The organism is Bradyrhizobium sp. PRIMUS42, from assembly GCF_023006515.1.
Classification (GTDB): Bacteria; Pseudomonadota; Alphaproteobacteria; order Rhizobiales; family Xanthobacteraceae; genus Bradyrhizobium.
In genome coordinates, this window is the sequence record NZ_JALBGZ010000215.1 from 1 (window position 1) to 8,929 (window position 8,929).

Below are 8,929 nucleotides of genomic sequence, written 5' to 3' on the forward strand. Positions count from 1 at the left end.
AGACGCGGCGGGCGATCGCCGGCGCCGGATCGATCCAGTCGACAGGCCATGGGGCCAGCCGCTTCAGCCGGTCGAGCAGCAGCGGATAATGCGTGCAGGCGAGCACGACGGTGTCGGTGCGGGATGCCACATTCCCGGCGTCGCCGACGAAGCAAGGAGCGAGTTCGGCGAGGATGGCCTCGTCGCTGATCGGAGCGCCGCTGAGCTCGGCTTCAGCCAGCGAGGCGAGCTCGGGCGAGCCGACCAGCGTCACCTCGCATCCTTGCGCGAAATCGCGGATCAGAGCCTTGGTGTATTCGCGCTTTACCGTGCCCTTGGTGCCGAGCACCGAGACGCGGCGGGTCCTCGACTGCGCGCAGGCCGGCTTGATCGCCGGCACCGTGCCGACAAAGGGCACGGAATAAGCGGCGCGCAGGTGCGACAGGACCAGGGTGGACGCCGTGTTGCAGGCGATGACGACGAGGTCGGGATCATGCGTGCCGATCAGTTCACCCATCAGCGGCACGACGCGGGCGATGATCTCGTCCTCGCTGTGGTGGCCGTAGGGGAAGAAGGCGTCGTCGGCGACGTAGGCAAAGTGCGCGTCCGGCCGCGCAGCCACGACCTCACGGAGCACTGTGAGCCCGCCAAGACCGGAATCGAACACCAGGATCGTCGGAGAATTGGTCACAGAATTACCCTAGCCCGCCATGGTTACCATTCGGTTTTTAGGGCGATTTTGCGGCGGAGACCGCTTGGGGCCGATTTGGAGGGCTTGAATGTGCCGGGGCATGTCCGCAAAATTCCGGGAAGCCGGCAATCACGACGTATGATGCGGCGTCACAGTGCTCCCATTTGCGTCCGCAGGAGGCCTCATGCTCACCGTCCATCATCTCGGCAAGTCCCAGTCCGAGCGCATCGTCTGGCTGTGCGAGGAGCTGGGAATTCCATATGAGCTGAAGCGCTACACGCGTGATGCAGCGACCATGCTGGCACCGGCCGAGTACAAAGCGCTGCATCCGGCCGGCACGGCACCGGTCATCACCGACGGCGAGTTGGTGCTTGCGGAATCCGGCGCCGTCGTCGACTACATCGTGGCAAAATACGGCAACGGCCGACTCGTGCTCGGCCCCGATGAGCGAGCCTTCGCGCAGTTTCTGTATTGGCTTCATTTCGCCAACGGTACGTTGCAACCCGGGATGGGGCGGATGATGATCCTGAGCCGGCTCGATCTCGCCAAGGACAACCCGACCCTGCGCGCGATGAAGGGGCGTCTCGATCGCGCTTACGACCTCCTCGACGCCAGGCTTGGCGAGGCCGAATATCTGGCGGGCAGCGCCTTCACCACCGCCGATATCATGACGGTGTTCTCGCTCACCACCATGCGCTACTTCCAGCCCTATGATCTTCAGCGTTGTCCGAACGTGGTCGGATATCTCGGCCGCATCGGCGACCGTCCGGCCTACCGGCGCGCGATGGAGAAGGGCGATCCGGGCATGGCGTTGCTGCTGAGCTGAGCTTCGGTCAAGCGATCCTGTTCGTCGTGGCCGACCGCGCCGTCGCCAGCTGTTTCTGCAGACGATCGATGTTTTGCAGCAGGCGCTGGCTGGTTAGCACCAGGAAGTAATAGCCGAACTGTGGATCCTGGAAGTAGATCTCCAGCAGGCGGTCATAGGTGATCGTCAGCACCTGGCCGTCCTCGATGCATTCGATCGTTCCGGTGCGGCGGTTGTCCGGCGTCAGGAAGCCAAGTTCGCCCATCAGTGCGCCCGGCCCGATCTCGACGTTGATCTCCTTGACCAGGAACTTGCCGGTGACCGTGAGCAGCATCTCCTTGGCGGGATCGCCCAGCTTGAAGAGCGTATCGCCCCGGCGATATTTGCGCTCGGTCATGAACGGCTTGAGCCATTCGATCGACATGTCGCCTTCGGCGGCGTGGCGTGCCTTCTTGACCAGCTTGAGCATCTGCCGCAGGCGCAGGGCGTTGATCGGAAGCAGCAGCAGATAGAGCAGGAACGTCGCGACGTTGGCGGTGAGCGCGCCGAACACGGCGAAGAACGCGCAGCCGACCATGTTGGCGACGCGCAGTGGCACCATGGTCCGCATCAAGAGGGTGGCGACGAAGAAGCCGGCGCCGACCGCGGCGAACAGATTGGCGAACGTGATGTTGTGGACAAAGATCTCCAGCAGCCGATTGAAGATCGCGTCATAGGTGACGTTGTTGGGATCGAGGCCCATCTGGACCAGGATCTTCGCGATCCTGAGGTTATCCGTTGCCGCATCGAGGATGCGGTCAAGGATCGAGGAAATGTCTGCGCTGCCGGACGGCATGGTACTAACCCCGCGTAAGGCCTTCAGTCCTGGTCGGTATGCTCGAAACGTATAGCCGAATTCGGATGACGGCCGCCTGAAATGAAGCCTTCGGCCGCCACGCCGCAAGAGGCAAATTTTAGCCTGATTAGGCGTTTCGGCAATTGCCCGTTGGTTGCGCGTCTGGCTGCAACACGGCCGTGATTCGGGCAGGCTTGGGCGTCGCGAGGGGGCCAATGCCCCCAGGCGGGCGTTGGACGATCTTCGCCTTAGGGCTTGGCGGCGGGTTGGACGACCTGCTGCTCGACGAGGCCAAGACGACCGGGCAGCGAGCCGGCGCGCAGCAGCATGGCGACGCTGTTGGCCTCATCCAGGGTGAAGTTGCCGGAAATCTGGCCGGAGCCGCCGGTGATGGGCTCGCGGATCACGGGGGCGGAAATCACCTTGTCGTCGAGCGCGATGGCGAAGGGCATTCCAACGTTCTCTGCGGTGATGTGGGCGAAGCGCCGCGCACCGCGGCCGTTGAAGCGGAACGAGGCGATCGGCTCCTTCGTCCCGCTGGCAAATCCCGGGCCTGCATAGCTGATGTCGTCACCGTCGAGCGCGCTGGCCTTGACGAGATAAGGGAGCTTGTCCTTGAAGCCGAACATGACTTCCGTCCCCGCCGGAGGCGTGCCGGATTGCGCCTGCTCCGCCGACATCGTGACATCGATCAGGCGGAAGCTGACCTTGACCTTCTTGGCGAAGATCGCAGTGATACGCTCGGGCTCCATCATGCCTGGCAGGAAGATGCGGATGCGGTCCGTTCCCTCAGGCTGGACGCTGGCAAGTGTGACGCCGGCGTCCTTGAGGCGCTGTTCGATCATGGCGATGGAATCTTCGACGAGATCGCGCTGCCGCGCGGCCGATGCGGCGTCGGTCGGGGCGAGCCTGATCAGCCCGTCTCCGGCGTCGGTCACGGTGAGCGCCTGCGTGGGCAATCCCTCTGCCGCCGAGGCGAGCTTGCGCGTGAGCAGGTCGCGACCCTTGGCGTCCGCGATCTTCAATTCGACGCCGCCGTCACGGATGACAAGGCCGGAGAAGGCGATCCGGCCCTCGCGTAAGATCTTGTAGACGTCGTCGCGCAGATCCGTGGTGACCGCCTCCCGCAAGGCGTCGCGGTCCACCTTGTAGATGATGCGCGATCCGCCCAGCTTCTCCATCTTGTCGGTGATGAATGCCGCGACCTTCGCGTGCATCTTGTCGAGCTGGGTGTCCCCGGCGAAGGTTGCGGAGGGCAGGGCCATCGTGGATGCGATGGCGAACGCAGCGATCAGCCGGTTGATGCGGTTCCGCGCGGGCGTCGTCATGATGACCTCAAGTCTTGCGGCAGGGCGCTGGGAGCGAATTCCAGCGCCAGTTCTTGGTCCCCGGGTCGGCCCCAGAGGTTCAAGCGTCGCAGGTCTAGGCAATGGACGAACGCCAAATCATCCATCATTCTGTGGGCTCGGCCGACCATCGGCCGAGGCCTCGCCGCACCAAAATGTCAAAAGACAGAGGCGGGGACGTGCATCTGAGGGAGGACGGAATTCCATGGCGGGTATCCACGCGCTCGATCGGTTTATCGGCAACGACTATCCGGACCTGGCGACGGACTCGGAAGTCCGGGCCTTCGAGCAGGTTCCTTATGCCGATCGCGTCGCGGCCGAGAGCACCTATGACGCGATCAGGCTGGGTGCCGCGCGGAATCCCGATGGCGCGGCGATCCAGTTCCTGCAAAACGCGGATCCCGCCGACACGCCGGTTATAGTCACCTATCGCGATTTCATCGCGCGCGTCACGCAGGCCGCCAACATGTTTCATGCGCTCGGTGCGGAGAAGGGCGACGTCATCAGCTTCATGCTGCCGCTGGTGCCCGATGCGTTCGTGACGCTGTTCGGCGCCGAGGCCGCGGGCATCGCCAATCCCGTCAATCCGCTGCTGGAGCCGCACCAGCTCGCCGAGATCCTGGAGGCCGCGAACACGAAGATCCTGGTGGCGCTCGGTCCGATGCCGGGCACCGATATCTGGCAGAAGGTCGAGCAGATCCGACCGCAACTGAAGAATCTCAAGGCGATCGTACAGGTGTTCGGCGGCGGCGATCCCGGCAAGGGCATCTTTGCCTTCAGCGACCTGATCAAGCAGCAGCCGTCCGACCGGCTCGTCAGCGGGCGCAAGATTTTGGGTGCCGACATCGCCGCCTATTTCCACACCGGGGGCACCACCGGCACTCCAAAGCTTGTGCGGCACACCCATACCAATCAGGTCTATCAGGCCTGGGCGCTCAACCTGCTGCTGAAGGCGAAACCGGGCGCAAACCTGCTGTTCGGCATGCCGCTGTTTCACGTCGGCGGTTCGCTGACGCAGGTGCTGCTGACGCTGTCGGCCGGCGGCTCGCTGGTCGTGCTGTCGCCGAGTGGCTGGCGCAATCCGAATGCGGTGAAGAATATCTGGCAGCTTGTCGAACGCTTCAAGCCGGAGGCGCTGTCGAGCGTGCCGACGGTGTTGGCCGCGACGCTCGCGGTGCCGCCTGGCAACGCTGATATCTCCAGCCTGAAATACGCCGCCGGCGGCGGCTCGGCGATTCCTGTCGCCGTGGGTTCGGCGATCCAGGACAAGCTGAAGCTGCCCGTGGTCGAGGTCTACGGCATGACCGAGACCTCGAGCGTGCACACGCTAGCTTATCCGTCACGGCCGATCCGGCTCGGCTCCGTAGGTCTGCCGATGCCTTATTCTCGCGTGCGCATCGTGCAGCTCGATGCCGATGGCCGCCTGATCCGCGACTGCAAGCCGGACGAAATCGGTGTCGTCATCATGGCCGGGCCCGGCGTGTTCGGCGGCTATCTCAACGACGAGCACAACAACGGCGCCTTCGTCGACGAGATCTGGGTCAATTCCGGCGATCTCGGCCGCCTCGATGCCGATGGCTATCTCTGGATCACCGGCCGCGCCAAGGACCTCGTGATCCGCGGCGGCCACAACATCGACCCGGCGCCGATCGAGGAGATCATGTTCCGCCATCCGGCCGTCGGCTTCGCCGCCGTGGTCGGCCAGCCCGACGCCTATGCCGGCGAGCTACCGGTGGGATACGTGCAGCTGAAACCGGGCGCCAAGGTCGAGCCGGGGGAATTGGAGACGTGGGTGCGCGAGCGCACGCCGGAGCGCGCCGCCGTCCCGGTGCAGGTCATTCCGATCGATCCGATGCCGGTGACTGGCGTCGGCAAGGTGTTCAAGCCGCAGCTGCGCTGGGACGCGGCCGAGCGCGTGTTCACCAAGGTGCTCACGCCGCTGGTCGAACGCGGCATCGATTGCAGGGTCAAAGTCGGTGCCCATGGCAGTCACGGATCGATCGCCACCGTGACCCTTGCCGGCCTGCCGTCGGAGCAGCGCGAGGCGGTTGCGAGCGAGGTACACGCGCTGCTTGCACCCTTCGTGATGCGCCACGAGGTGGTGCAAATGTAGCGCGGTTTCTGCATACCCCCAAAGCAGGGCGACGCTTCGCCGCATTATCCTTACCCCCGTTCGAGGAGCCCTATGTGACCAGTATCACATAGGAAGAATTAGCAATCTGCGACGCTACCGAATAGTCTCGTGGAATTGCATCCGGGGGGACGCAAGTGATTCCGTTTCGGTTATTTGCATTGTTGATATTGACGATGGGACTTGCCTGCGGACCGGCGCATGCCGACCGCCGGGTGGCGCTCGTCATTGGCAATTCAGCTTACAAAAGTGCTCCCAAGCTCGGTAACCCTGCGAACGATGCCACTCTGGTCGGCGGCATGTTCAAGAAGGCTGGCTTCGATTCCGTCGACGTCAGACTTGATCTCAGTGCCAGCGAGATGCGGCGCATGTTGCGTGAGTTTGCCGGCAGGACGCGCGATGCGGAGATGGCGGTGATCTACTACGCCGGCCACGGTATCGAGCTCGACGGAACCAACTATCTCATTCCGACCGACGCGTCGCTGGAGACGGACGGCGACGTTCTCGACGAGACTATTCCAGTGGAGCGCGCGCTGTTCGCCGTCGAGCCCGCCAAGCAATTGCGCCTGATCATCCTGGATGCCTGCCGCGACAACCCGTTCGCGAAGTCGATGAAGCGCACGTTGGCTTCGCGCGCGATCGGGCGTGGCCTGGCCAAGGTTGAGCCGACCAGTCCCAACACGATGATTGCGTTCGCCGCAAAGGCGGGATCGACCGCGTCCGACGGCGATTCCCGAAACAGCCCGTTCGCCGCCGCGCTGGTCGAGCATCTGCCGAAGCCGGGCCTTGATTTGCGCAAGGCCTTCGGCTTCGTGCGCGACGATGTGCTCAAGAGCACAGGCTACAAGCAGGAGCCCTATGTGTACGGCTCGCTTGGCGGCGACGACGTGCCCTTGGTTGCGGTCAAGCCGGCTGCGACCGGTCCTCAGGCCAACCCGCAGGAGGCCGTGCGCAGGGACTATGAACTCGCGCTTCAGCTGGCGACCCGCGACGGCTGGGAAGCGTTTCTGACGGCGTATCCGGACGGCTTCTACGCCAACCTCGCCAAGGGTCAGTTGAACAAGATCAGCGCCGAAGAGACGCGCGCTTCGGCCGAACAAAAAGCCAAGGCAGCCGAGCAGGAAAAGGCAAGACTCATCTCCGAGCGGGCCCAGAAGGCCGAGCAGGAGAAGGCAGCGGCTGCGGCCAAGGCTGCCGAAGAGGCGCGGATCGCGGCGGAGAAGCAGAAGCAGATCGAGCAGGCGAGGGCCGAGGCGGCCGAGCACCAGCGCAAGCTGGCTGAGGCGGCGGCGGCGAAGGCATTGGCCGAGAAGCAGGCGGCGGAAAAAGCCAAGGCCGAGCTCGCTGCAAAGCAGGCCGCGGAGAAAGCGGAGCAGGCCGCAAAGCCGGCCGCCGATCGGCAGCTGCCCGAAGTCGAGAACCAGAAAGTGGCCGCGCTCTCGCCCGGGCCGGCGTCCACATTGTCAGCCGCCGACCTCGCCAAATCCGTACAGAGCGAACTGCGCCGCGTCGGTTGCCTGACCTCGTCTGCGGAGAGCGAGTGGAGTTCAGCCGCGCAGCGCTCGCTGACGCTGTTCAACAAATATGCCGGCACCCAGTTCGACGTGAAGCTTGCTAGCGTCGACGCGCTCGATGCGCTGAAGGCCAAGCCGGGACGCGTCTGCCCGCTGGTGTGCAATTTCGGCTTCAAGGCCGACGGCGATCAATGCGTGAAGATCACCTGCCGCGCCGGCTATCGCGTCGGTGACGACAATGAGTGCGAGAAGATCCCGGAGAAGAAACCGGTCGCGACGCGCGAGGAGTCGAGGAGGCGGGACACGGATCGAAAACAAACGGAGGCCGCTCCCTCGACGCCACAGGCCTCGGGGCAGATGATCTGCAACAACGCCGGATGTAGGCCGATCGCCAAGGGGTGCCGGCTCGGAACGGCAAATCATCCTTCCAATCCTGCGAGCAAGATACCAGCCGAAATATGCAACTGATGATGAAGCAGATACTTCAGGCTTGCTCCATCGCATTCGGAGCTCTCGCTTGTCTTGCTCTGTGTTGCAGCCCAGCGCTCGCCGATAAGCGCGTCGCGCTCGTCATCGGCAATTCCGCCTACAAGAGCGTGCCGAAGCTTGGCAATCCCGCGAACGACGCCGGCTTGGTCGGCGGCATGCTGAGGAAAGCCGGCTTCGATACGGTCGACGTCAAGCAGGACTTGAACGCGTCTGAAATGCGCAAGGCGCTGCGCGAATTCGGCGGGCGGACCCGGGATGCCGATGTCGCGGTGATCTACTATGCGGGCCACGGCATGGAGGTGGACGGCACCAATTATCTGATCCCGACCGATGCCGCGCTCGAGACCGACACCGACGTCTACGACGAGGCGTTACCGATCGATCGCGTGCTGGTGAGCATCGAGCCCGCCAAACAGCTTCGTCTCGTCATTCTCGATGCCTGCCGCGACAATCCGTTCGCCAAATCCATGAAGCGCACCGTGGCCTCGCGCGCGATCGGCCGCGGGCTCGCCAAGGTCGAGCCAACCACTCCGAACACGATGATCGCGTTCGCGGCCAAGGCCGGTTCGACGGCGTCCGACGGAGACTCCAGAAACAGCCCGTTCGCCACGGCTCTCGCAGACCACCTGCCAAAGCCCGGCCTGGATCTGCGCAAAGCGTTCGGCTTCGTGCGCGATGACGTGCTGAAGAGCACCGCGAACAAGCAAGAGCCTTTCGTGTATGGCTCGCTCGGCGGCGATGACGTGCCGCTCGTTCCTGCCAAGCCCGTTGCGAGCGGCCCGCAACCCAATCCGCAGTCTGAGCTCAGGCGAGACTATGAACTTGCGCTCCAACTCGGCACCCGGGACGGGTGGGAAGCGTTCCTGGCGCAATATCCTGAGGGATTCTATGCCAATCTCGCCAAAGGCCAGTTGAACAAGATCGGCGCCGAGGAGACGCGTGCCTCAGCCGAGCAAAAGGCAAGGGCGGCCGAGCAGGAAAAGACCAGGCTGATTGCCGAGCGCGCCCAGAAGGCCGAGCAGGACAAGGCGGCCGCTGCAGCCAAGGTTGCCGAAGACGCCCGCATTGCCGCAGAGAGGCAGAAGCAGATCGAGCAGGCGAGGGCCGAGGCGGCCGAGCAGCAGCGCAAGGTCGCCGAG

The 8,929-nt window shown here is 64.0% G+C and carries 7 protein-coding genes; 4 read left to right on the forward strand and 3 right to left on the reverse strand.

The window, feature by feature from the left end:
- Positions 1 to 670: glutamate racemase (gene murI / locus MOV75_RS17625; RefSeq protein WP_247006275.1), on the reverse strand; the 670-nt coding region annotated here is incomplete at its 3' end.
- 184 nt (positions 671 to 854) lie between these two features.
- On the opposite strand from murI, the gene MOV75_RS17630 reads away from it, so the two are divergent.
- The gene (locus MOV75_RS17630; RefSeq protein WP_246918665.1) at positions 855 to 1,496 is read left to right on the forward strand and encodes a glutathione S-transferase family protein; all 642 of its coding nucleotides are present in this window, start codon (positions 855 to 857) and stop codon (positions 1,494 to 1,496) included.
- A gap of 7 nt (positions 1,497 to 1,503) precedes the next feature.
- Here the strand turns inward: MOV75_RS17630 and MOV75_RS17635 are convergent, their stop codons facing one another.
- Entirely contained in the window at positions 1,504 to 2,310 is an 807-nt protein-coding gene (locus MOV75_RS17635) for a Crp/Fnr family transcriptional regulator (RefSeq protein WP_246918663.1), read from the reverse strand.
- A 248-nt stretch (positions 2,311 to 2,558) separates the two neighbouring features.
- Positions 2,559 to 3,638 (reverse strand): preprotein translocase subunit SecD, encoded by a 1,080-nt coding sequence (locus MOV75_RS17640; RefSeq protein WP_247006276.1) that lies wholly within the window; start codon positions 3,636 to 3,638, stop codon positions 2,559 to 2,561.
- A 223-nt stretch (positions 3,639 to 3,861) separates the two neighbouring features.
- Between MOV75_RS17640 and MOV75_RS17645 the strand changes: the two genes are divergently transcribed.
- From MOV75_RS17645 to MOV75_RS17655, 3 genes are all read left to right on the forward strand, one after another.
- Positions 3,862 to 5,769 (forward strand): acyl-CoA synthetase, encoded by a 1,908-nt coding sequence (locus tag MOV75_RS17645; protein WP_247006278.1) that lies wholly within the window; start codon positions 3,862 to 3,864, stop codon positions 5,767 to 5,769.
- 194 nt (positions 5,770 to 5,963) lie between these two features.
- On the forward strand, positions 5,964 to 7,769 hold the full coding sequence (locus MOV75_RS17650; RefSeq protein WP_246918657.1) for a caspase family protein: 1,806 nt from the start codon (positions 5,964 to 5,966) through the stop codon (positions 7,767 to 7,769).
- The coding region (locus MOV75_RS17655; protein ID WP_247006280.1) for a caspase family protein at positions 7,769 to 8,929 on the forward strand (1,161 nt) is incomplete at its 3' end. The genes MOV75_RS17650 and MOV75_RS17655, both read left to right, overlap by 1 nt.

Bases quoted from the DNA above. Each gene is read 5' to 3' on its own strand.
- MOV75_RS17630 (WP_246918665.1), top strand. From the start codon at position 855: ATGCTCACCGTCCATCATCTCGGCAAGTCCCAGTCCGAGCGCATCGTC.
- MOV75_RS17635 (WP_246918663.1), bottom strand. From the start codon at position 2,310: ATGCCGTCCGGCAGCGCAGACATTTCCTCGATCCTTGACCGCATCCTC.
- MOV75_RS17640 (WP_247006276.1), bottom strand. From the start codon at position 3,638: ATGACGACGCCCGCGCGGAACCGCATCAACCGGCTGATCGCTGCGTTC.
- MOV75_RS17645 (WP_247006278.1), top strand. From the start codon at position 3,862: ATGGCGGGTATCCACGCGCTCGATCGGTTTATCGGCAACGACTATCCG.
- MOV75_RS17650 (WP_246918657.1), top strand. From the start codon at position 5,964: ATGGGACTTGCCTGCGGACCGGCGCATGCCGACCGCCGGGTGGCGCTC.